The organism is Mycobacterium sp. FW102-FHT13B02, assembly GCF_058790275.1.
The window spans coordinates 332641-354548 of sequence record NZ_JBYTCM010000006.1 but is presented as its reverse complement, the minus strand read 5'-3'; the positions used below and the strand labels follow the sequence as shown (position 1 = coordinate 354548).

Sequence of the window (21908 nt, the reverse complement as noted above, 5' to 3'; positions counted from 1 at the left end):
AAATGTCAAAGAATCGTCGTGAAGTGTCAAGACTGCGGCGGGTTCGGCGCGGGATCGTGATGGCAGCTGCCAGATCAACTGACCCGCGAAGGAGGACTCCCATGACAGTGCGACACGTCGCGATCACCGGCGGTGCCCGCGGCATCGGCCTCGCCACCGCCCAGGCCTGCCTACGCGCAGGTATGTCGGTCGCGATCGGAGATGTCGACGGGGCGGCGTGTGCGGCCGCCGCTGCCGAACTCGGTGACCGTGCCGTAGGCCTGCGCCTCGACGTTCGCGATGTGGCCAGCTTCCAGGCCTTTCTGGACGAGGCCGAAAGCCGCCTCGGCTCGCTGGACGCTGTGGTGAACAACGCCGGCATCGCGCCCATCGGCATGTTCGTCGACGAAGATCCCGCTGACACCCAACGGCTGCTCGACATCAACCTCGGCGGTGTGCTCACCGGAACGAGGTTGGCACTCAAGCGGTTCTTGCCCCGAGGTCATGGGCATATCGTGAATCTCGCCTCGTCGGCGGGTCAGATCGCTACCGCCGGCGGCGCCACGTATGCGGCCACCAAGCATGGGGTTGTCGGGTTCACCCGGGCGATCCGCGCTGAATGCCGCGGCACCGGCGTGCGCACCACCATCGTGATGCCCGGCCTCATCAACACCGACATGATCAGCGGCTTCGGTAAGGCCCGCGGCAGCCGCATTGTCAGCCCCGACGCGGTGGCGGAAGCCATCGTCGACGCGTTGCGTGGCGGACGGCAGGAAGTGTTCGTGCCCCGTGAACTCGGCCTCGTCGCCCGGCTCATCGCGGGAACTCCGCCCGCTGTCTCTGATCGGCTCAAGAACCTGCTCAATGCCGATCACATCATGACTCATGCCGATGCGAACGCGCGTGCCGGATACAACCTGCGAATGGACCGCGAGGTCAAGGAGATTCAGCGATGACCGGGTTCCAAACGCGACGGTTGGAGGTGAACGGTGTCGGCTCGCCGGTGTTGACTGGCGGCACCGGCGCCCCGCACGAGGCTGTGGTCTTCGTCCACGGAAATCCGGACGCCGCCGGAGACTGGGAACCATTGATGGCACGGGTCGCGGAGTTTGCGGCTGTGGTGGCACCGGACATGCCCGGTTTTGGCGGGGCGGACAAGGGCGCGGACCAGGATTACACCTTGTCCGGGTATGCCGCTCACCTCGGTGGGCTGATCGACCAACTCGACCTTGATCGAGTACATCTGGTCGCGCACGACTTCGGCGGTCCGATGGCACTGACCTGGGCTGCGGCGAATCCGGATAAGGTCGCCAGTGTCACGCTGATCAACACCGGGGTGCTGCTGGACTACAAGTGGCATCGGCTGGCTCGCGTCTGGCGCACCCCGATCGTGGGGGAACTGTTCATGCGCGCCACCACCGGCCGCTTGGCGCGCTTGGTGATGCGTCACGACAACCCCGGGTTACCCGAGGGCTGGGTGAATCGGATTGCGGGACATCTGAATCCGGCGGGGACCAAGCGAGCCGTCTTGCGTCTGTACCGGTCCACCCGGGCGGAAGACATGGACGCGCTGGTCGAACCATTGCGCCGATGCGATCCCGATGCGCTCGTGGTGTTCGGCACCGACGACGTCTACATCCCGGCCGAACAGGCCGAGCGCCAGCGCCGCGTGTTTCCGCGCGTACGCATTGAAACCTTGCCCGGTGTCGGTCACTGGGCGTGGCTCGAGCAACCCAGCCGGGTTGCCGGCTTGGTCGTCCCGTTCCTGCGTGAACGGGTCGGCATCGATGTTCACAAATCCAACTGACACAAGGAGATTCGACAATGAGCACTTCGGTAGACACCACGGCAGAACAGTTCGCCGCGCTGGCCGCGCGGGCAGCCGACGCACCGCTGGTGATGGTGAACCTGCTGCAGTTCAAGAAGCCGGGTGGGATCGAGCGCTACCTGCAGTATGGGCAGGATGTGGCTCCGCACCTCGAACGCGTCGGGGCCCGCATCGTGTACGGCGGCACCGCACCGGCGGTCATCATCGGGGAGGGTGACTCGCCGTGGTGGGACGCGATTCTGATCGTCGAATACCCCACGCCCGCTGCGTTCATCGACATGGTCACCACCGATGAGTACGCCAAGGTTCACGAGCACCGGGCCGCTGCGCTCGACCGCGGAGACCTGATCGCCACGTCGATGTGGGCGCTGGCCGATTGACCAAGCCGCTCGCACCTGCGATGGGGGCGCGCCCACTGTGACCGTCGCTGACTGACAGCACCTGGCTCGGGCGGCACCAAAATCGCCAGCCTGGCCGGGTCAGATTGCACCCCGGTGGGCGAGCGAATCAGATGGTATGGACTATTGCATGCAGCGTCCTGCAAGATCGTGCCGTGACGGCAGATCATCAGCGATGGGCGGTTGCAGGTGCGGGCGGATCTGGATGCCGAAGTCGGTGCCAAATGGGTGGCTGCGATGGAGCAGTGGTCGGCGCCGCGGCCCGAACCCGACGGCAGCCCCGATGTTCGGTCGGCGGGGCGGCGCCGGGCTGATGCCCTGGAGACGGTGTTGGATATCGCCGCCCGCGGTGGGGATGTCGCCTCGGCGCCGCGCACCCAGTTGCTGCTGACAGTGCCCGCTGACACCCCGGACCTGGCCCAGCTGGAGTTCATGGGATCAATCAGCGCGGCGACGCTGGACAGGATCTGCTGCGATACCACCGTGACCACGGTGATCGTGGACGGCGAGCAGGTACCACTGGATATGGGGCGCGACAAACGGTTGTTCCCGGCGCATCTACGCAAAGCCTTGTATCTGCGCGATCAATGCTGCATCAAATGCGGGGCGCCGCCCGGTCGCACCCATGCGCACCACATCGTGCACTGGACCCACCACGGCGACACCAGTTTGGGGAACGGCTGCCTGCTGTGCCCGGGCTGTCATGCCAATGTCCATCACGACGGCTGGGACGTGGTCATGGGCCTGGACAAACACCCCTGGCTCATCCCACCCGCAGCGGTGGACCCCCACCGGAACCCGATCCCGGCCTACAACCGCCGCACCATGCGACTGGACGTGGCCGCATAGCCGCCCCACGCGCTATCTGAAACCTGCTGTGCACCTTGACAACTAAACAGTGTTGGCCGTTTTCATCACGCCCGGCTTGTACGGCTGCAGCGGCCGCTGCCGGACGAACGTCGGCCACCAGAACCACGGACCCAGTAGCCGCACCAGACACGGCACGATGAACGACCGGACGACCAGGGTGTCCAGCAGCAGGCCGATGCAGACGGTCGAGCCCATCTGGCCGATGGTGCGCAGATCGCTGGAGAGCATGGCCAGCATGGTGAACGCGAACACCAGCCCGGCTGATGTCACCACACCACCGGTGCTGCCCAGTGCGCGGATCAAACCGGTGTTGAGGCCGGCGTGGATTTCCTCCTTGAGGCGGGCCACCAAGAGAAGGTTGTAGTCCGAGCCGACGGCCACCAGCACGATGAACGTCAGCGGCAGGATCAGCCAGTGCAGGTGTAGCCCGATCAGGTGTTGCCAGATGAGTACCGACAACCCGAACGCGCCCGCGTAGGAGAACGCCACGGTGCCGGGAATGACCAAGGCGGCCACCAGAGATCGGGTGATGATCATCATGATCAGGAAGATCAGCACGAAGGCCGCGATGGCCGCGATCATCAGGTCGTTCTTGGCGTACAGCTGGATGTCCTTGTTGTTGGACCCCGAGCCGCCGATATAGATTTTCGACCCGGCCAGCGACGTCTCCTTCAATGCGATCTTGATGGCGTCGGGGAATTGCTCGACGTGCTCGATGCCCTCAGGTCCCATCGCATTGCCCTCATGGGTGACGATGAAGCGCGCCGCATGGCCGTCAGGCGACATCATCAGTGCCATACCGGTTTTGATGTCGTCGTTGTCGAAGGCCTCGCGCGGTATGTAGAAGAAGTCGTCACTGCGCGACGCGTCGAAGTCGTTGCCGACGTTGATCATGTCGTCGAAGGTCTGGTCGGTGTTCTTGTTCTGAATGTCGGTGGGGCCGTAGTTGTTGACGATCAAAGCCAGCAGCGCCTGATTGTCGGCCACCGTCTGCCGCAGCAGTGACACCATCTGCGGCATCAAACTGTCGACCACCTCCAACGAGCCGACGGCATTCCCGATGTCGGCCGCGAGGTTGTCCACCTTGTCGATCACGTCGAACAGCGAGCGGAACGACCAGCACACCGGAATGTCGAAACAGTGCGGTTCCCAATAGAAGTACGCGCGGATCGGGCGCATGAAGTCGTCCAGATTGGCGACCGCGTCGCGCATGTCGTTGGTGACCTGCTGCATGTCCTCCATGGTGAGCACCGTGGAATGCAGCTCGTCGGCGAGCTTCTGGGTCAGGTCCGCCGTCTTCTTCAGTACCTCGATGCTGTGCGCGGTGATCTTGGCCTGCTGGGCGGTGTTCTCGTTGTTGTGCTGGGTGAACGGCAGCTGCTGGCCGTTGCCGCTGCCCTGGGTGGTGAAAAGGTAAGGGATGGAGGCATGTTCGAGGGCCCGTCCCATGGGGCGGGTGATGCTCTGCACCATTGCCACGCCGGGCAGCCGGATGAGCGCCTTGGCCACGCGGTCCAGCGAGATGAAGTCGGCCGAGTTGCGCATGTCATGGTCGGCCTGGACCATCAGCATCTCGCTGAACAGCTTGCTCTTCGGGAAGTGCCGGTCGGCGGCCTGAAATCCCTGGTTGGCCGGGGCATCTGGTGGCTGGTATGTGCGGTCGTCGTAGCTGACCTGGTACGTGGGCACGAACACCGCGCCCACCGAGACGACCGCGACGCTGGCCACCAGGATCGGCTTGGGCCAGCGCACCACGGCGGTGCCGATGCGCCGGTACAGCTTTGCCCTGACTGCCTGCTTCGGGTCGAACAGCCCGAAGAGGCTACCGACGCTGAGTAGTGCGGGCCCGATGGTGAGAGCGCCGGCGATGGTGATCAACATGCTGACCGCCACGGCGGGGCCCATGGTGTGGAAGTAATTCAGCCGGGCAAAGGTCAGGCAGGCGCAGGCGCCGGCGATGGTCAGGCCGGAGCCGACGATGACGTGCGAAACACCCTTGTACGCCGTGTAATACGCGTCCTCCCGGCTCTCGCCGGCCAGCCGTGCTTCGTGATATCGGCCGATGAGAAAGATGCCGTAGTCGGTACCGGCGCCGAGCGTCAGCGAGATGACCATGTTCGTCGCGAACGAAGACAACGGGATCACGCCGTAGTGGCCGAACGCCGAGATCACGCCCTTGACCGACAACATCAGCAGGATCACCCCGAAGAATGGCACCAGCATCGTGACGACCGAGCGGTAGACCAGCAGCAGCATGAAGATGATCAGGAACATCGTCGCGATGGTGATGTTGTTCAGGCTGGAGTTGGCGATGAGGACGGTGTCGGCCGCCAAGGGTGCTGCGCCGCTGACGTAAACCTTCAGCCCGGCAGGTGGATTGGAGTTCTTGACGATCTGTCTGACGGCATTGACCGAGTTGTTGGCCTCCATCTGGCCGATGTCGCCGGCCAGCCGGAGCAGAACGTAGGCGGACTTGCCGTCGAGACTCTGCGCGCCGGCTGCGGTGATCGGTTTGCCCCAGGTGTCCATGACGTACTGCACGTGCGTGCTGTCCGCTTTGAGCGTGCCGACCAGCCCGGCGTAGAACTCGCGATCCTGTTCGGTGAGGCCCCGGTCGGCCTCCAGCACCAGCATGGTCAGGCTGGTCGAGGTGGACTCGTGGAATTCCTTGCCGATGGTCAGCATCGCCACCTGGGACGGCGCGTAGGTTGGCACCATCGGACCGGCGAGTTCCTCGGCGACGTCTTCGATCTTCGGCACGAACGTGTTCGTGACCACGGCGAGCAGGGCCCAAAACACGATGATCGGGATCGCCAGCAGGCGAACCATTCTGGGGACGAAGGGGCGCTTCACCGCGCTGTGTGCGGGATGGGCGATCGGGGCGGTGTCGGTATCGGTCACGCGGACTTCACCCGGCACGCGACGTCGGCGTTGCCGTGATCGTCGGATTGTTCGTCGCGCACAACGTCGTTCACCTTCATCCGGCAGCCGACGGTGCCGCCGTGTACCTGAACGGAGATGCTGCCGGAAACGACGGTGAGGGTGGTGGTCTCGGTGTGCGACCACGGCAGTTCGGTCAGATCCACCTTGTGCGGGTGTCCGCTGATGTCGATGTACGACAGCAGGCCGCCGGAGCCGAGGTTGCCGAACACTTCATAGGTGAGGGTCTTGGGCGTGAACTCCGGTGGCGCCTGCGGTGGGTTGACGGCCAGCACCGGTCCTGGTTCGGAGAACTCGTGCACTTTCACCATGCACAGCACCCCGACGCCGATCGCGATCAGGGCGATCGTGGGCATCCAGGCGCGGGCAAGGAACCGTCTACCGGTAGAGCGCTGGCTCACTCGACCACCTTTCGACAGTGGGACGTCATATATCAATTAGGTTGAGATGAGTCGGCGTAAACGCTATCAGTGAATCGACAACGGGGGAATTTGAGATATTCCACAGCGCGAAAAGGCGTGGTAGGAGCGTCCAGCTAATTCCCAGAATCCACCAGGGTTACCTGGGGGAGACGCCTTTTCAGTTTGATCACGCGGAAGATCTGGGTGGTGACATTGATGGACGAGATCATCGCGATGACGCCGAGGAAAGTGCGCTCCGATGGCGTGGCTCCGTGCAGCTGTTCCAGGCTGCCGAGTACGTAGAAACAGCCCAGCGAGAAGATCGTGAGGGGAATCGCAAAGGTCATCAACGTCCGCTGGCTGTCGATCACCTGGGTGGCGTACTCCAGCTCCTCGGCCGTCATCGGCTCGCGCTTGCGTACCTTGCCGAGCACCGTCTGCTTGGCTCGAACGTTCTCTGCCATCGGCAGTTGCGGTTGTTTTCGCAGGCGCTGGATATAGAAGAACATCACCGTTGCGCCGAATAGCAAAGTCAACAGGGCGACGTCGGCCAGCTTGCCGAACAAGTGCCAGTCGGTGCCGAGAAAGTTCCAATTCATTCGGGCACTCCTTCGCAGTTCTTGATGTGCGGGACGCTACCTCAGCTAACTGGTAATGCGCAGTCGGTGTCAACTCGATTGATATGAGCCCTTGATGCCGAGGCATCGATGGCACAGACTGGCGGAGATGACGCACGTGCAGACGGTCAGAGGCCCGCTGCCTGTCGACCAACTCGGGGCCACCCTCATGCATGAGCACGTGTTCATCCTGGGCGAGGAAATCCGGCAGAACTTCCCGGACTATCCGTCGACGTGGGATGAGGAGACCCGCGTCGCCGACGCGATCGACCAACTGCGCCAATGTAAATCGCGGGGTATCGACACCATCGTCGACCCCACGGTGATCGGCCTGGGCCGTTACCTGCCGCGCATCCAGCGGATCAACGAGCAGGTCGACATCAACATCGTCGTGGCGACCGGCATCTACACCTACAACGACGTGCCGTTTCAATTCCTGCATACCGGTCCCGGGCTGCTCTTCGACACGCCCGAGCCCATGGTGGAGCTGTTCGTCAGAGATATTCGCGAGGGCATCGGTGGCACGGGAGTCAAGGCCGCGTTCCTGAAATGCGCCATCGAGCGCCACGGTCTGACGCCCGGCGTCGAGCGGGTGATGCGCGCGGTCGGTCAGGCGCACGTGGAGACCGGCGCGCCGATCACCGTGCACACCGACGCGCGCAGCCGGTCCGGCCTCGTCGCTCAGCGGGTTTTCGCGGAGGAAGGCGTCGACCTGACCAAGGTGGTCATCGGACACTCCGGGGACAGCACGGATCTCGACTATCTGTGCATGCTGGCCGATGCCGGGTCGTATCTCGGCATGGACCGGTTCGGGCTCGACATCCTGCTGCCGTTCGAACAGCGAGTCGACACGGTCGCGGCGCTGGCCAAGCACGGCTATGCCGAGAAGGTCGTGCTGGCGCACGACACGTCGTGCTTCATCGACTGGTTCTCGCACGACGGGAAAGTTGCGGCGGTGCCGAATTGGAAGCTGACGCACATCAGCGACGACGTCCTGCCCGCGCTGCGCCAACGCGGCGTCACCGACGACCAGATCACCACCATGCTGGTGGACAACCCGCGCCGGTATTTCAGTGCTGCGCCTACTGCTGATCTCTGACACCCACGTGCCCAAGCGGGCGCGGGACATGCCGGCGCGAGTCTGGGATGAGGTGGCCCGGGCGGACGTCGTGCTGCACGCCGGTGACTGGGTTGACGTGACGCTGCTCGACGAACTCGAGCAGCGGGCCACCCGACTCGTCGCGTGCTGGGGTAACAACGATGGCGTCGAACTGCGCGCCCGGCTGCCCGAACGGGCTGACGTCACGCTCGGCGGCGTCCGGTTCACTGTCACGCATGAGACCGGCGCATCAGCCGGCCGCGACGCACGCGCGGCCCGGCTATATCCCGACACCGACGTTCTGGTGTTCGGGCACAGTCACATTCCATGGGACAGCACCGCGGCCACCGGACTGCGGCTGCTCAACCCCGGCTCGCCCACCGACCGTCGGCGACAACCGCACTGCACCTACATGACGGCGGCCGTGGCCGGGGGAGTGCTCACGGACGTGGTGCTGCACGAGTTGTAGCCGCTGAAACGGTATTCCCGCGGCGAAAGTGTGAGAAGCGGCCTGCTGGAATACCGCTTCGGCGAGAATGGGGGGCATGGAGCAGAAGCCGCCCACCGAGGCCATTGCCACCGCCAACCGTGCACACGCCGCGTCACTGCCGTTCGCGGACACCCGGGACTTCGATGACGCCGACCGCGGATTCATCGGTGCGCTGGAGCCCTGCGTTGTCACGGCCGCTGACGGAAGAGTGGTGTGGGACAACGATTCCTACTCGTTCCTATCTGGGCCAGGAGCGGCTCAGGCCCCGGACAGCGTGCACCCCAGCCTGTGGCGGCAGTCGCAGTTGTGCGCCAAGCAGGGCCTGTACGAGGTGGTGCCGGGCATCTACCAGGTCCGGGGCCTGGATCTGTCGAACATCAGCTTCATCGAGGGCGACACCGGCGTCATCGTCATCGACCCGCTGATCTCCACGGAGACCGCCGCCGCGGCGCTCGCGCTGTACCGCGCGCACCGTGGTGAGCGCGAGGTCCGGGCCGTGATCTACACGCACAGCCACGTCGACCATTTCGGCGGGGTGCTTGGGGTGACGTCCCAGGCGGAGGTTGACGCCGGAAAGGTTGCGGTCATCGCGCCGGAGGGCTTCACCGAGCATGCCGTGCAGGAAAACGTCTACGCCGGAACTGCAATGGCCCGCCGGGCGGGCTACATGTACGGCGCCGCCCTGGACCGCGGCCCGCAAGGGCAGGTGGGCTGCGGCCTGGGGCAGGTCGGGTCGACGGGCGAAGTCGCGCTCATCGTGCCCACCCTCGACATCACGGCGACCGGTGAGACCCACACCGTCGACGGCGTAGAGATCGAGTTCCAGATGGCGCCGGGCACCGAAGCGCCGGCCGAGATGCACTTCTATTTCCCGCAATTCCGCGCGCTGTGCATGGCCGAGAACGCCACTCACAACCTGCACAACCTGCTGACTCTCCGCGGCGCACTGGTTCGCGATCCGCACGGCTGGGCCGGTTACCTCACCGAGGCCATCGACACGTTCGCCGGGCGCACCGATGTTGTCTTCGCGTCGCACCACTGGCCCACCTGGGGACAGGACAACATCGTCGAATACCTGTCCGTGCAAAGGGATCTGTACGCCTATCTGCACGACCAGACGCTGCGTCAGCTCAACCAGGGCTACACCGGTATCGAGATCGCCGAAACCTTCCAGATGCCACCGGCATTGGAGAAGGCGTGGCACACCCATGGCTACTACGGCTCGGTCAGCCACAACGTCAAGGCCGTCTACCAGCGGTACATGGGCTGGTTCGACGGCAACCCGGGCCGGTTGTGGCAGCACCCACCCGCCGCGGCGGCACCGCGTTATGTCGCTGCGATGGGTGGCATCGACCGGGTTGTGGAGCTGGCTCGCGCCGCCGCCGACGAGGGTGATTTCCGTTGGGCCGTCACCTTGTTGGACCACGCCATCTTCACCGACGAGAATCACGCGACGGCCCGCGAACTGTATGCGGACACGCTCGAACAGCTGGCCTACGGCGCCGAGAACGCGGTGTGGCGCAACTTCTTCCTGTCCGGCGCCACCGAGCTGAGAGTCGGCACGTTCGGCACACCGACCCAGGCCGCGTCGCCGACCATCATGATGCAGCTGACCCCGGAGCAGATGTTCGATACCTTCGCCATCAACATCAACGGCCCGCGTGCATGGGACCTGAACCTCGTCATCGACGTGACATTCCAGGACATTGCCACCAACTACCGGCTGAGCCTGCGCAACGGAGTCCTGGTACACCGCGAGGTTGCCGCCGACCCGGATACCGCGCAAGCCACCGTCACCCTGGCGAACAAGTTGCGGCTCTTGGCTTTTGCCGCCGGAGATGCGAGTTCCCCGGGGGTTGAGGTGACGGGCGACGCCACGGCGCTCCCGACGCTGCTGAGCGTGGTCGACCGGCCCGACCCGGCGTTCAACATCATCACGCCGTAGCCGGGCCGGCCGGCGAACCTCACACGCTGGGTACCCAGTTGCCGTGGAACCCGGCCGGCACCCGGTGTGGGATCTTGATGCTCGCGACATCGTCCAATGTCTGGGCGTCGATGATCGCCAGCTCGCTGCGGTCGGTCGCCTGGTCGTAGACGTAGCCCATCAGCACGCCGTCGTCTTCGGCCGCGGTCGGCGACGACGGATGGAAGACGAACTCGCCCAACATCTTCCCGCGACCGAAGTTCCGTGTGGCGGTACTGCCGCCGATCAGGTCGTGCTTGAGCAACGTGTCGCTGCCGCTGGCACCTTCGCCTACGGCGGGCGCGTAGCCGTAGCGGTGCCGCTTGCCGGTCAGGCGTTCGTCGACTCGGGGGAACTCCTGGCCACGGTCGTCGAAGCGTTCTTCGCGGACCTTGCCGTCACCCAGGTCGACGGTCCAGCGTTCGAGGGTGGGCGGTCCCTCGTTCGGTCCCAGCTGGTCGGTGTCGAACATCTTCGGGTGCCGGACGACATCCAGGACGATCGTGTTGTCATCGGGGGAGTCGTAGGCGTTCATCGGGTGGAACACATAACACGGCTCGACGTTGAACCAGCGGACGTCGGAGTTGCCACCGTTGCGGGGCATCACGCCAATTCGCGCCGGGTACTTCGGATTCCACGAGTAGGGCATCCGCCGGTCCTTCGATGAAAAGCTCGACTGTCGCGCGGTGACCGGATCGGGAATCTTGACCCGACCGATCAAGGACGACAACAGCAGTCGCGCCGGCAACCGCAGTAGCTTCGGCACCGCCATCTCGGTGATGATGCCCGCATCGAAGCTCACCGGCAGGTCGTAGAAGATGACGTGCCGCTCGGTGAGGGAGAAGTCGTGCATCATCGGGCTGCCGTGCACTTCGATGTCGACGGTGCGTTTCGCGCGGCCGTCGGTGCCGATCACCGAGTACTGCACGGTGTTGCCGCGGGTGAAGCTGTACGAAACCGCGTGCAGTTCACCGGTTTCCGGGTCACGTTTCGGGTGAGCGGTGTAACCGCCGCTGAGGGTCCCGTTGAAATCGCAAACGCCGGCGGTGTCCAGTTCCTCGGTCAGTTCATAGTTCGCCCCACCGCCTTCGACCAGCGCCAGGGTCTTGCCGGCGTGTTCCAGCACATTGGTGTTGGCACCGATGCCGAAAGGACTGCCGTGCCCGGCTTGAGTACCTTCGCCGAGCGCGGCGGCGGTGGACGGCCCGCGCACCCAGCGATTGCGGTACCACTCGGCTTTACCGTCGCGGATGCGGATGCCGTGGACCATGCCGTCACCCAGGAACCAGTGGTACAGCTCGGGGTCGACCTCGCCGATGGGGTTCGGTCCATTGCGTAGATAGCGACCGTCCAGATAGTCCGGGATCGTGCCGGTGACGGTCAGGTCGGTCAGGGTGTATTCGTCGTGCAGTGGCGCGAAGGCGCCTTCCAGGTAGCGGTTGGTCATCCCAGAGCCTCCATAACAGTGTTATTGGCCGCGGTTACTGGTATAACACTGTTATGAGAGGTGTGCAAGGGTGAGCGAAGAAATTCGTCGGCAGTTGATCGAAGCCGGCATCGTGATCCTCGAGCGCGACGGTCTCCAAGCGCTGACTGTGCGCAAGCTCGCCGCCGAGGTCGGCACGTCGACGATGGTGGTGTACACCCACTTCGGGTCGATGACCGGTGTTGTCGACGCCGTGGCGGGCGAGTCGTTCGAGCGGTTCATGCAGGCACTGACCGAAGTACCGCACACCGATGATCCCGTAGCGGACTTCTTGTCGATGGGTAGCGCCTATCACCGCTTCGCCATGGACAAGCCGCAGCGTTACCAGCTGATGTTCGGCACCACCGCGCCGGCCGCGCTGTTGACGCAGCGAAAGGACCTCACCGTCACCGGACATGCCGGCCCGTCCGATGAGTCGTTCCAGGCTCTGCGCAACGGAGTACGCCGCATGATCGACGCGGGACGTATCCGGGACGGCGATGACGCGGCGATCGCGGGCCGTATCTGGAGCGTGATCCACGGGACCGTAATGCTGGAAATGGCAGGGTTTTTCGGCCATGAGGGGCATGGTCTCGTGGGCATCCTCGCACCGCTCGTCATGGACCTACTGGTGGGGATGGGCGACGACCGCGAGCGGGTGAACCAGTCGTTCGCCGCTGCGGCCGCACTCGCATCCGCGGGGGCGAGCTAGGCGAACCCGCCGTCGGCGCGCAGGATGGACCCCGTCGTGAAGCTGGACGCGCCAGACATCAAAAATAGTGCGGCGCCCACGATCTCGCTGGGCTGACCCGCTCGCTGCAGGGGCAGGGAGTGGAAGGCGTTCGCCGTATCCTCGCCCCAGGCCTTGCTGACGTCGGTGAGGAACGGGCCGGCCATCAGGGTGTTGACCCGCACCGTCGGTCCGAACGCCTTCGCGAAACCCTCTGTGAGAGTGTTCAATCCGGCCTTGGCCGCGGCGTAGGGCAGCATGTACGCGTCCGGGCGCAGCGATCCCGACGAGCTGATGTTGATGATCGACCCGCCACCGTCGGCCACCATTCTTTCGCCGACCAATGCCGACAATCGGAACGGCCCCTTGAAGTTCAGGTTCACCACCGCGTCGAAAAGCTTCTCGGGGACCGAGCCCAGCGACTCGTACAGCGGGGACATCCCCGCGTTGTTCACGAGTACGTCGACCTTGCCGAAGCGCTCGTACGCGGCATCGACCAGACCGTCCAGCTCATCCCAGCGTCCGACGTGCACCTGGTGTGCCAGTGCGGCTCGTCCGGTCGCCGCGACGATCTCGTCGGCAGTGGACTGACACGACTCCAGATTCCGGCTGGCGATGACGACGTCGGCGCCGCAGCGGGCCGCGGCGAAGGCCATCTCCCGACCGAGCCCGCGGCTGCCCCCGGTGATCAGAACCACCCGGCCGGTGAGGTCGAAGAGTTCGTCGGCATACCCCATGGCTTTATGGTGACACGGTGCAACTGCTTCTGATCCGCCACGCCCTGCCGCTGCGCAGCGCGCCCGGCGAGGGCGCCGACCCCGATCTGTCGGAGGAAGGCATCGCGCAGGCGATGCGGCTGCCCGATGCCCTCAAGCGGTACCCGATCGCCAGGCTGATCAGCAGCCCGCAGAAGCGCGCCATCCAGACCGGTCAACCGGTGGCCGACGCGCTCGGGCTGGCCATCGAGGTCGACGATCGGCTGGCCGAGTACGACCGGGACATGGCGCAGTACATCCCGATCGAGCAGATCGCCGCCGAGCATCCGGAGGAGATGGCCCGGCTGATGACCGGTCATCTCCCCAGCAGTGTCGACGAAGAGGAGTTCCTGGCGCGCATCACCGAGGCCGTCATGGACATCGCGAGCGAGGCCGAGGCCGACGACACCGTCGCGATCTTCAGTCATGGCGGCGTGATCAACGGCCTGCTGCACGACATCGTGCCGACCGAGCGCATCCTGTCGTTCCAGGTCGACTACACCGGGATCACTCGGCTGCTGGCCTCGCGCAGCGGCCGGCTCGCCGTTGCCGGCGTCAACAGCGTCGAACACGTATGGGATCTGCTGCCGCGAAACCAGCGGTGGTAGACACATTTTGCCGGGGCGAGCGCAGCGACGGGAGAAACAATGACCAGTCTCGAAGGCCTTGATCTCTCCGCCCTTGACGCGCACCTGCGCGGGATCGGGGTGGCCCGCACCGGTGAGCTGCGGGCCGAACTGATCGCCGGGGGCCGGTCGAATCTGACGTTCCTGGTGTTCGACGACGCCGCCAAGTGGGTGCTGCGCCGGCCGCCGCTGCACGGCCTCACGCCGTCGGCGCATGACATGGCCCGCGAGTACAAAGTCGTTGCGGCACTTGAAGGTACGACGGTGCCGGTGGCCCACCCGGTGACGATGCGGGGCGACGACTCGGTGCTCGGTGCGCCGTTCCAGATGGTCGAATTCGTGCCCGGTCGCGTGGTGCGGTACTCGGCGGAGCTCGACGCACTGGGGGATCAGCAGGCCATCGATGCGTGTGTGGACGCGCTGATCAAGGTGCTCGCGGACCTGCATGCCCTGGACCCCGAGGCCGTCGGGCTCGGGGACTTCGGGAAGGCCAACGGGTACTTGGAACGGCAGGTGCGGCGCTGGGGTTCGCAGTGGGATCTGGTGCGGCTGCAGGATGATCCGCGCGACGCCGACGTGCGCCGGTTGCACGGCCTGCTGGCCGAGAAGCTGCCGCCGCAGAGTCGCAGTGCGATCGTGCACGGCGACTATCGCATCGACAACACCATGCTCGACGCCGTCGACGCCACCAAGGTGCGGGCCGTGCTGGACTGGGAGATGTCGACGCTGGGCGACCCGCTGTCGGACGCCGCACTGATGTGCGTCTACCGGCACCCGATGTTCTCCATGGTGCATTCCGACGCGGCCTGGTCCTCGGACAAGATTCCGCCGATGGACCAGCTGGCCCAGAAGTATTCGGTGGCTGCTGGGCAACCTTTGGACCATTGGGAGTTCTATCTGGCGTTGGCGTACTTCAAGCTGGCGATCATCGCCGCCGGCATCGACTTCCGCGCCCGGATGGCGGCCGCAGACGCGGGTCACGACGACCCGGTCGGGGAAGCCGTCGCACCGCTCATCGCCGCCGGACTCGCGGCCCTCACTTAGCGCGCCCCCGCCCACCGCGAGTGTGCGTGTCTGGGCGCGACACGCGGCATTTCACGTGCAGTTCCGTGCCGCTCGACGGCGGCGAGCGTGCGCAAACTGCACGGCTGACCCGGTGTGTCGCGTGCAGACGCGCACGCTCGCGGAAGAAGGGGCGAGAGCTAGAGCCCGGCCTTCAGGTTCTTCTTCGCGGCCAGCCGCAGTTGCAGGATGCGGGTGGTGGCGACGGCGAAGGTCAGCAGGCCGCCGGCGATGGCCGCGAGCAGGATCGTCACACCCAGCTGCACCTGGTGCAGTTTCCAGCCGAGCAGGACGATGTCGACCGGGGTGTCGTTCTGGATGACGAACACCAGCAGCAGGATCAAAATCAAGAAACCGAGGACCAGTGCCGTCCACAGCGCCGCGGTGCGGGTGAACTTCACCGCCGATTCGGGTGCCTTGGACGTCTTGGCGGGCGCCGAGCCCGACTTGGGCGACTTGGGCTCCGGTGGTTCGGCGTGGGTAGGCGCGGCCTTGTGTGTCGCGTCGGTCGGCTCGGGGGTCGACGCGGGATCGCTACTCATACGGTCCATCTTGACGGTTATGTGGGCCGGATGCCGGGAACTGCGGCACCAATTTTCGAATAACGCTAGGGTCGGCCTCAGTGCACGACGCCGAAAGGACGTTCGGATGGACTTTCGGGGAGCCGGGGTGGGCGCTGCCGTACCCCGCCGACTTCTCGCTGCTCTGGCCCTGCTGTGCGCTGTCCTGCTGGCCGGGTGCGGCAGTGCCAATCCCCTCGGCGGAGGCAGCATCTCGGGTGATCTCAAGTCGATCGTGGTGGGGTCCGCCGACTTCCCCGAGTCGAAGATCATCGCCGAGATCTATGCGCAGGCTTTGGCAGCCAACGGCTTTACCGTCGCCAAGCAGTTCGGTATCGGCAGCCGTGAGACTTACGTCCCTGCGGTGAAGGATCATTCGATCGACCTGATCCCCGAATACACCGGCAACCTGCTGCAGTACTTCGACCCGAAGACCACGGCCACCGCCGCCGATGACGTCGAATTGGCGCTCGCCCGAGCGCTTCCGGGGGATCTGTCGATCCTGACGCCCTCCCCGGCCGCCGACACCGACACCGTGGCGGTGTCGGCGGAGACCGCCAAGAAATGGAATCTGAAGACTATCGGTGATCTGGCCCGGCATTCGGCCGAGGTGAAATTCGGTGCGCCATCGGAGTTTCTGCAACGGACCGAGGGCCTACCCGGATTGAAGGCCAAGTACGGCCTCGATATCGCGCCGGCCAACTTCATCGCGATCAGCGACGGCGGGGGACCGGCCACGGTCCGTGCGCTGGTGGACGGAACCGTCACCGCGGCAGATATTTTCAGCACCTCACCGGCCATTGTCCAGAACAACCTGGTGGTACTCGACGATCCGAAGCACAACTTTCTGGCCGCCAACGTGGTGCCGCTGGTGGCGTCGCAGAAGAAATCCGATCTGCTGAAGACGGTGCTCGACGCCGTGAGCGCGAAGCTCACCACGAAGGCCCTGATCGACATGAACACCGCGGTGTCCGGCAACAGCGGCGTCGACGCGGATCAAGCTGCGAAGAAATGGGTGCAGGACAACGGGTTCGACAAGCCGGTGGGCCGATGATCACGTTCGACAAGGTCACCAAGAGCTACGGCGATGCCGTCGCCGTCGACGAGCTGAGCCTCGAGATCGCCGAGGGTGCGCTGGTGGTGTTCGTCGGGCCGTCCGGCTGCGGCAAGACCACCTCCATGCGGATGATCAACCGGATGATCGACCCGACGTCAGGGACCTTGACTGTCAACGGCTCCGACGTGGCGGCCGTCGACCCGGTGAAGCTCCGGCTCGGCATCGGCTACGTGCTGCAGAGTGCCGGGCTGATGCCGCACCTGAAGGTGGTGGACAACGTCGCGACGGTGCCGGTTCTCAAAGGCGAATCCCGCCGCACCGCAAGGAAAAAGGCGCTAGGTGTTTTGGAGCGCGTCGGGCTCGACGTCAAGCTCGCCGACCGCTACCCAGCCCAGTTGTCGGGCGGGCAGCAGCAGCGGGTCGGGGTGGCCCGGGCACTGGCCGCAGACCCTCCGATCTTGTTGATGGACGAGCCGTTCAGCGCGGTGGACCCCGTCGTCCGTGAAGAGCTGCAAGCCGAAATCCTGCGGTTGCAGAGCGATCTACGCAAGACCATCGTCTTCGTCACCCACGACATCGACGAGGCCGTCAAACTCGGCGATCGGGTCGCGGTGTTCGGGCCTGGTGGCAGCCTGCAGCAGTACGACGCGCCACAACGTCTGTTGTCCAACCCGGCCAACGCATTCGTCGCGGGGTTCGTCGGTGCCGACCGCGGCTACCGCGGCCTGCAATTCCGCGACACCGACGGACTCCGGCTGCGCGACATCCGCACGGTCGCCGAGCCGGCGGTCGACGCGTTGGAACTGACCGACGGCCAATGGGCGCTGGTGGTCAATGCCGACGGCAGCCCGTACGCGTGGATCAACGCCCATGGCGTGGGCCTGCACCGCATCGGAAAGTCCTTGTACGACAGCACCATCGCCGGTGGCTCTCTGTTCCGGCCCGACGGCACCCTGCGACTGGCGCTGGACTCGGCGCTGTCGTCGCCCTCCGGTCTGGGTGTGGCGGTCGACGCACAGGGGCGCGTGGCCGGCGGCGTGAGCCTGGACGACGTCATGGCATTGGTGAAGAATCGTAAAGGCCCCCAATGCGATACCTGCTGACCCACCTCGAGACCGCGTGGGTGCTCACGCAGATTCACCTGCGGTTGGCGCTGCTGCCGCTGCTCATCGGGGTGCTGATCGCCGTGCCGCTGGGTGCCTATGTGCGGCAACGGCCGCGGCTGCGCCGGTTCAGCACCGTCACGGCCAGCATCGTGTTCACCATCCCGTCACTGGCGCTGTTCGTGGTGCTGCCGCTGATCATCCCCACCCGGATTCTCGATGAGGCCAACGTCGTGGTCGCCCTGACCCTCTACACGGTGGCCCTCTTGCTGCGGACGGTGCCCGAGGCGCTCGACGCCGTGCCGGCGGACACCCGTGAGGCGGCGACCGCCATGGGCTATCGGCCCCGCACCCGGCTGTTGAGAGTCGAACTGCCGCTGGCGATTCCGGTTCTCACCGCCGGGATGCGCGTGGTTGCCGTGACGAACATCTCGATGGTGTCGGTGGGGTCTGTGATCGGCATCGGCGGGTTGGGTACCTGGTTCACCGAGGGCTATCAAGCCGACAAGAGCGACCAGATCATCGCCGGCATCATCGCGATCTTCGTGCTGGCGGTGGTGGTCGACATGGTGATCCTCGCCGCCGGCCGCCTGGCCACCCCGTGGCTCCGGGCGAAGGCTCCGGCATGAATTTCCTGCACCAGGCCCTGGCCTACATCTTCACCGCAGCGAACTGGACCGGTCCGGCGGGGTTGGGCATGCGAATGCTGGAACATCTCGAATACACCGGCATCGCGGTGCTGTGCAGCGCACTCGTCGCCATCCCGGTGGGCATGTACGTCGGGCACACCGGTCGCGGTACCGCCCTGGTGGTCGGCGGCGTCAACGCCCTGCGCGCACTGCCCACCCTCGGCGTCCTGCTGCTCGGCGTCCTACTGTGGGGCCTGGGCCTGCTGCCCCCGACCGTCGCGCTGATGCTGCTGGGCATTCCACCGCTGCTGGCGGGGACGTACGCCGGGATCGCCAACGTCGACCCCGTGGTGGTCGACGCCGCTCGCGCCATGGGCATGACCGAACGTCAGGTGCTGCTGCGCACCGAGGTACCGGTCGCCATGCCGCTGATCGTCGGAGGCCTGCGGACCGCGACGCTCCAGGTGGTGGCGACGGCGACCGTCGCCGCGTACGCCAGTCTGGGCGGGCTGGGCCGGTTCCTGATCGACGGCATCAAGGTGCGGCAGTTCTATCTGGCGCTGGTCGGGGCCCTGTTGGTCGCCGTCCTCGCCCTCGCTCTGGACGCTGCCTTGGCGCTGGCTGTGCGGGCATCGCGGCCCGGTCCGTCCTCCAGTTGCAGTCGTGACTACGAAGGCGGGCGTCCGTCGCCTACGGTAGACGGGTGAGTGCAGCCCAGTCCGATGCCAGCCCCAACGCTGCTGAACCCGCCTGGCCGGCGATTCTGACCTGGCGCGCGCAGGATGTATCGCGCATGGAGTCGGTCCGGGTCCAGTTGTCCGGCAACCGAATCAAGGCCTACGGCCGCATCGTGGCCGCAGCCACCGACATACATCCGGCGTTCAGCGCGTCCTATGACCTGGTGACCGACGAGAGTGGCGCAACCAAACGCCTGTCGCTCACCGTCACCCTCGCGCAGCGCGAGCGGCAGCTGTCCATCGCGCGCGACGAAGAGAACATGTGGCTGGTGCAGGATCACCAGAACCAGGCCCGCCGTGCGGCCTACAACGGGGCGCTGGACGTCGACGTGGTCTTCAGCCCGTTCTTCAACGCGCTGCCCATCCGGCGTACCGGGCTGCACCACCGCGCTGCGGCGGTGTCCTTGCCGGTCGTCTACGTCCGGGTGCCGGACCTGACGGTCGAACCGGTGACCATCAGCTATGCCAGTGCCGGCCCCGGCCAGCCGATCAAGCTGGACTCACCTGTCGCCGACACCTCGATCACCGTCGACGACGACGGCTTCATCCTCGACTACCCCGGACTGGCAGAGCGGATCTGATCACTCCACCGGCCCGTCCCTCGGCAGCCAGCTCCTCGCGCCAGCCGTCGGCCCCGATGGTCGTCGCGATGATCTCGGGCCGGCGGAAGCTGTCGTAGCGGACGCGAGCGGCATGGCCACTCTCGACCAGTTCAGCCACGGATTGGGCCTCTACCAGCGACGACCGGGCTTGGCTCAGCAGGTCAATGGCCCGGTCCAGCATGACCGTCAGCTCCACGGCGTTGGCCTCACACATGGCCCGGACGAGGTCGGGTCCGCTGGCCGCGACCCGGGTGCCGTCCCGGAACGACCCCGCGGCGAGGGCGAATGCCAGCGGAACCTCACCGGCGGTCGCGGCCAGGGCCTCGGCCAGCAGGTGCGGCAGATGCGAGATGGCGGCGGCCGCGGCGTCGTGTTCGTCGGAGCGGGCCGGGACGATCACCGCGCGGCAATCCAGCGCCAGGTGCATCACCTGGGCCCACACCTGGGGGTCGACGTGGTCGTCGACGCTCACCACCCACGGCGCACCGACGAACAGTTCGGCGGTCCCTGCGGCCCAGCCGGAATGCGCGGTGCCGGCCATCGGATGGCCGCCCACGAAGTTATCCAGTAGTCCGTACTGCTGAACCTGTTCCAGCACATTGCCTTTGACGCTGACAACATCGGTGAGCGGGCAATCCGGGGCGGTGTCGCGGACGTGCTCGAGCATGATCGGCAGCGCGGGCACCGGCACCGCCAGGACGATGAGCGCTTCACTCAAGGCGGCGCGTTTCAGGGTGGCGGTGAGGTCCTCGGTCGCGTCGAATCCGTCGGCCGTCGCGCTCTTGACCGCCTCGATCGAGCGGTTGTACCCGAAGACTTCGCGGCCTGCGGCCTGGCCGGCCCGCATCAGCGAACCGCCGATGAGCCCCAAACCGAGCACACACACCGGAGTTGTCACCATCCAAGGTTTGCACATGGCCCGGGTCGGGTACATACGGGACCGCTGGTCAAGTGGCAGGGCGCGGACTAGCGTTGTCCGCATGGGAGTACAGCGCGCGCAGGCACAGCAGCAGGTTGCCGATCTCCCCGACGGCTTCGGTGTCGCGGTCGTGCGGGAGGACGGCGCGTGGCGCTGCGCCCCGCTGAAGCGGACCGCGCTGGTGGATCTGGCCGCCGCCGAGACCGAACTTCGTGAACTTCGCTCCGCCGGTGCGGTTTTCGGGCTGCTGAACGTCGACGACGAATTCTTCGTGATTGTTCGCCCGGCCCCCTCCGGCGCCCGGCTGCTGTTGTCGGATGCCACCGCGGCGCTGGATTACGACATCGCGGCGGACGTGCTGGAGAAGCTGGATGCCGACCTGAGCCTGGAAGAGCTCGAAGAAGACGACCCCTTCGAGGAAGGTGACCTCGGGCTGCTGTCCGACCTGGGCCTGCCCGAGGCGGTGCTCGGTGTGATCCTCGCCGATGACGAATACGCCGACGAACAACTCAGCCGCATCGCCCAGGAGATGGGCTTCAACGACGAACTCGTGGCGGTATTGGACAAGCTGGGGCGGTGAGCGGCGCTGGCTGTGGCTCGAATGTCGGCTCAGCCGACGAACGGCTGATCAGGCTGGCGCTGGAAGCCGCCGAACTCGCCGGTGCCGACGACGTCCCGATCGGCGCTGTGGTGTTCTCGGCGGACGGGGTCGAGCTGGCCCGGGCGGCCAACGCCCGCGAATCGCTGGGTGACCCGACCGCGCACGCGGAAATCCTGGCGCTGCGCGCGGCTGCGGCGGTGCACGGCGACGGCTGGCGGCTCGAAGGTGCGACGCTGGCCGTGACGGTCGAGCCGTGCACCATGTGCGCCGGCGCGCTGGTGATGTCCCGCGTGGCCCGGGTGGTGTTCGGGGCGTGGGAGCCCAAGACCGGCGCCGTCGGCTCGCTGTGGGATGTGGTCCGGGACCGCAGGCTGACGCACAGACCGGAGGTTCGCGGCGGGGTGCTGGAGGCCGAGTGTGCGGCGCTGATGGAGCAGTTCTTCGCTCGTCAGCGCACGTCAGGGCTCGATTAGGGCG

Annotated in this window: 23 protein-coding genes and 1 pseudogene; 17 read left to right on the top strand and 7 right to left on the bottom strand. The window is 65.8% G+C overall.

Going from position 1 to position 21908, the window contains the following annotated elements; all coding sequences use genetic code 11:
• Positions 1–101: 101 nt before the first annotated feature.
• The 4 genes and pseudogenes from AC3WTE_RS13720 to AC3WTE_RS13705 all read left to right on the top strand — a co-directional run.
• Positions 102–935 carry an SDR family NAD(P)-dependent oxidoreductase gene (locus AC3WTE_RS13720; RefSeq protein ID WP_492438208.1) on the top strand — a complete coding sequence of 278 codons (834 nt, stop codon included), beginning with the start codon at positions 102–104 and terminating at the stop codon, positions 933–935.
• On the top strand, positions 932–1786 hold the full coding sequence (locus AC3WTE_RS13715) for an alpha/beta fold hydrolase (protein WP_492438206.1): 855 nt from the start codon (positions 932–934) through the stop codon (positions 1784–1786). The genes AC3WTE_RS13720 and AC3WTE_RS13715 overlap by 4 nt, the downstream gene beginning before the upstream one ends.
• A 17-nt stretch (positions 1787–1803) precedes the next feature.
• Positions 1804–2187: a DUF1330 domain-containing protein gene (locus AC3WTE_RS13710; protein WP_492438204.1), complete on the top strand. Its 384-nt coding sequence runs from the start codon at positions 1804–1806 to the stop codon at positions 2185–2187.
• 180 nt (positions 2188–2367) lie between these two features.
• Positions 2368–3054: pseudogene (locus tag AC3WTE_RS13705) on the top strand (HNH endonuclease); the annotation flags it as partial.
• Between the two features lie 42 nt (positions 3055–3096).
• Here AC3WTE_RS13705 and AC3WTE_RS13700 read toward each other — a convergent pair.
• From AC3WTE_RS13700 to AC3WTE_RS13690, 3 genes are all read right to left on the bottom strand, one after another.
• Positions 3097–5904: an MMPL/RND family transporter gene (locus AC3WTE_RS13700; RefSeq protein WP_492438289.1), complete on the bottom strand. Its 2808-nt coding sequence runs from the start codon at positions 5902–5904 to the stop codon at positions 3097–3099.
• A gap of 68 nt (positions 5905–5972) precedes the next feature.
• Positions 5973–6371 carry an MmpS family transport accessory protein gene (locus tag AC3WTE_RS13695; protein WP_492438288.1) on the bottom strand — a complete coding sequence of 133 codons (399 nt, stop codon included), beginning with the start codon at positions 6369–6371 and terminating at the stop codon, positions 5973–5975.
• 179 nt (positions 6372–6550) lie between these two features.
• Entirely contained in the window at positions 6551–7015 is a 465-nt protein-coding gene (locus AC3WTE_RS13690) for a hypothetical protein (RefSeq protein ID WP_492438202.1), read from the bottom strand.
• Positions 7016–7142: 127 nt separating this feature from the next.
• Between AC3WTE_RS13690 and AC3WTE_RS13685 the strand changes: the two genes are divergently transcribed.
• The 3 genes from AC3WTE_RS13685 (at position 7143) to AC3WTE_RS13675 (ending at position 10567) form a co-directional block, all read left to right on the top strand.
• A complete protein-coding gene (locus AC3WTE_RS13685; protein ID WP_492438200.1) occupies positions 7143–8132 on the top strand; it encodes a phosphotriesterase family protein in 990 nt (329 codons plus the stop codon).
• On the top strand, positions 8110–8601 hold the full coding sequence (locus tag AC3WTE_RS13680) for a metallophosphoesterase family protein (protein WP_492438286.1): 492 nt from the start codon (positions 8110–8112) through the stop codon (positions 8599–8601). The genes AC3WTE_RS13685 and AC3WTE_RS13680 overlap by 23 nt, the downstream gene beginning before the upstream one ends.
• Positions 8602–8677: 76 nt before the next feature.
• On the top strand, positions 8678–10567 hold the full coding sequence (locus AC3WTE_RS13675) for an alkyl/aryl-sulfatase (protein ID WP_492438198.1): 1890 nt from the start codon (positions 8678–8680) through the stop codon (positions 10565–10567).
• A gap of 19 nt (positions 10568–10586) precedes the next feature.
• On the opposite strand, the gene AC3WTE_RS13670 is transcribed toward AC3WTE_RS13675, so the two are convergent.
• Positions 10587–12032 (bottom strand): carotenoid oxygenase family protein, encoded by a 1446-nt coding sequence (locus AC3WTE_RS13670; protein ID WP_492438196.1) that lies wholly within the window; start codon positions 12030–12032, stop codon positions 10587–10589.
• A 70-nt stretch (positions 12033–12102) separates the two neighbouring features.
• Between AC3WTE_RS13670 and AC3WTE_RS13665 the strand changes: the two genes are divergently transcribed.
• Positions 12103–12762, top strand: a complete 660-nt coding sequence (locus AC3WTE_RS13665; RefSeq protein ID WP_492438194.1) for a TetR/AcrR family transcriptional regulator — start codon at positions 12103–12105, stop codon at positions 12760–12762.
• Here AC3WTE_RS13665 and AC3WTE_RS13660 read toward each other — a convergent pair.
• Complete coding sequence (locus AC3WTE_RS13660; protein WP_492438192.1) at positions 12759–13517, bottom strand: SDR family NAD(P)-dependent oxidoreductase; 759 nt, start codon at positions 13515–13517, stop codon at positions 12759–12761. The genes AC3WTE_RS13665 and AC3WTE_RS13660 overlap by 4 nt on opposite strands.
• Positions 13518–13534: 17 nt before the next feature.
• Here AC3WTE_RS13660 and AC3WTE_RS13655 point away from each other — a divergent pair, with 17 nt between their 5' ends.
• Both AC3WTE_RS13655 and AC3WTE_RS13650 read left to right on the top strand, forming a co-directional pair.
• On the top strand, positions 13535–14143 hold the full coding sequence (locus AC3WTE_RS13655) for a histidine phosphatase family protein (RefSeq protein ID WP_492438190.1): 609 nt from the start codon (positions 13535–13537) through the stop codon (positions 14141–14143).
• A gap of 39 nt (positions 14144–14182) precedes the next feature.
• Positions 14183–15205 (top strand): phosphotransferase family protein, encoded by a 1023-nt coding sequence (locus AC3WTE_RS13650; RefSeq protein ID WP_492438188.1) that lies wholly within the window; start codon positions 14183–14185, stop codon positions 15203–15205.
• Positions 15206–15363: 158 nt separating this feature from the next.
• On the opposite strand, the gene AC3WTE_RS13645 is transcribed toward AC3WTE_RS13650, so the two are convergent.
• Entirely contained in the window at positions 15364–15765 is a 402-nt protein-coding gene (locus tag AC3WTE_RS13645) for a lipopolysaccharide assembly protein LapA domain-containing protein (RefSeq protein WP_492438186.1), read from the bottom strand.
• Between the two features lie 106 nt (positions 15766–15871).
• Here AC3WTE_RS13645 and AC3WTE_RS13640 point away from each other — a divergent pair, with 106 nt between their 5' ends.
• The 5 genes from AC3WTE_RS13640 to AC3WTE_RS13620 are packed head-to-tail and all read left to right on the top strand — an operon-like array spanning position 15872 to position 19890.
• The gene (locus AC3WTE_RS13640) at positions 15872–16837 is read left to right on the top strand and encodes an ABC transporter substrate-binding protein (protein WP_492438184.1); all 966 of its coding nucleotides are present in this window, start codon (positions 15872–15874) and stop codon (positions 16835–16837) included.
• Complete coding sequence (locus AC3WTE_RS13635) at positions 16834–17943, top strand: ABC transporter ATP-binding protein (RefSeq protein WP_492438182.1); 1110 nt, start codon at positions 16834–16836, stop codon at positions 17941–17943. The genes AC3WTE_RS13640 and AC3WTE_RS13635 overlap by 4 nt, the downstream gene beginning before the upstream one ends.
• Positions 17928–18572: an ABC transporter permease gene (locus AC3WTE_RS13630; protein WP_492438180.1), complete on the top strand. Its 645-nt coding sequence runs from the start codon at positions 17928–17930 to the stop codon at positions 18570–18572. Before AC3WTE_RS13635 ends, AC3WTE_RS13630 begins: the two co-directional genes overlap by 16 nt.
• On the top strand, positions 18569–19279 hold the full coding sequence (locus tag AC3WTE_RS13625; protein ID WP_492438178.1) for an ABC transporter permease: 711 nt from the start codon (positions 18569–18571) through the stop codon (positions 19277–19279). The genes AC3WTE_RS13630 and AC3WTE_RS13625 overlap by 4 nt, the downstream gene beginning before the upstream one ends.
• Complete coding sequence (locus AC3WTE_RS13620) at positions 19276–19890, top strand: putative glycolipid-binding domain-containing protein (protein ID WP_492438176.1); 615 nt, start codon at positions 19276–19278, stop codon at positions 19888–19890. The genes AC3WTE_RS13625 and AC3WTE_RS13620 overlap by 4 nt, the downstream gene beginning before the upstream one ends.
• Here the strand turns inward: AC3WTE_RS13620 and AC3WTE_RS13615 are convergent.
• Positions 19853–20812, bottom strand: a complete 960-nt coding sequence (locus AC3WTE_RS13615; protein ID WP_492438174.1) for a prephenate dehydrogenase — start codon at positions 20810–20812, stop codon at positions 19853–19855. The two genes, AC3WTE_RS13620 and AC3WTE_RS13615, sit on opposite strands and share 38 nt — an antisense overlap.
• A gap of 79 nt (positions 20813–20891) precedes the next feature.
• On the opposite strand from AC3WTE_RS13615, the gene AC3WTE_RS13610 reads away from it, so the two are divergent.
• Together AC3WTE_RS13610 and AC3WTE_RS13605 are read left to right on the top strand one after the other, a co-directional pair.
• The gene (locus tag AC3WTE_RS13610; RefSeq protein ID WP_492438172.1) at positions 20892–21410 is read left to right on the top strand and encodes a tRNA adenosine deaminase-associated protein; all 519 of its coding nucleotides are present in this window, start codon (positions 20892–20894) and stop codon (positions 21408–21410) included.
• On the top strand, positions 21407–21904 hold the full coding sequence (locus tag AC3WTE_RS13605) for a nucleoside deaminase (protein WP_492438170.1): 498 nt from the start codon (positions 21407–21409) through the stop codon (positions 21902–21904). Before AC3WTE_RS13610 ends, AC3WTE_RS13605 begins: the two co-directional genes overlap by 4 nt.
• Positions 21905–21908 lie beyond the last annotated feature (4 nt).